2 protein-coding genes are annotated in these 656 nt (G+C 36.6%); both read right to left on the bottom strand.

The window, feature by feature from the left end:
* A partial coding sequence (locus tag ACFINS_RS10590; protein ID WP_375706248.1) for a Rha family transcriptional regulator occupies positions 1–196 on the bottom strand: 196 nt, incomplete at its 3' end.
* Between the two features lie 64 nt (positions 197–260).
* The gene (locus ACFINS_RS10585) at positions 261–635 is read right to left on the bottom strand and encodes a hypothetical protein (protein ID WP_375706247.1); all 375 of its coding nucleotides are present in this window, start codon (positions 633–635) and stop codon (positions 261–263) included.
* Between the last annotated feature and the right edge of the window lie 21 nt (positions 636–656).

The raw sequence follows: 656 nt of genomic DNA, 5'->3' as shown, positions 1-656 counted from the left end.
CTTTGCTATCAAGATAATAACCACTAAAATCAACCACCCCAAATTTGGGGGCGTTAAGTTCTTCAAGCATTTTCTTGATATCACGCATAACATGGTCATGTCTTTTACCGCATAACTCTGCAATTTCACGGCTAGACATAGTTTGGACAGTTTCCTGTTTGATTGTATTTTGTTGAATAGCAATAAGCTTTTCCATTACGGACCTCATATTGATGGGATTGATAGATTAAAGAAGGCGCTTTTACACGCGCCCTTAGAATTTAAATGACATCACTAAGACGCAATTTATTTTGCTCTTCATAAGTACCGTAAATCTCATCATTATATTTTTCTTTTGCTAAATCATCTAAAAGTCTATTGTAGGCATCACTTTCACGTATAAAGTAATGGACTTCACTATCCTCATTGAGACGTTCAATATTTTCTTCTACATATGCTTCTGCGATCTCTTCAGAGATATCTTCACAACTCTTCTCAGAAGGATTTACGCGAAGGATTTGGATTGCATCATCTGCCTCATCAATAATTGCTTGAACTTGGCTTGCATCAAGTGGTCCTGACTGACCAATGTGTTGATCATCATCATACACAACTAATAAAATTTCATCGGAATGAATAAAAATTGGCTTTTCCATGATTTCCCCTCCCTAACGCCT

The sequence above is a fragment of the Bartonella sp. AA2SXKL genome, from assembly GCF_042197205.1.
In the GTDB taxonomy this organism is placed as follows: Bacteria; Pseudomonadota; Alphaproteobacteria; order Rhizobiales; family Rhizobiaceae; genus Bartonella.
Note: the sequence above shows the minus strand (reverse complement) of the source record. Positions and strands in the feature narration are given on the sequence as shown.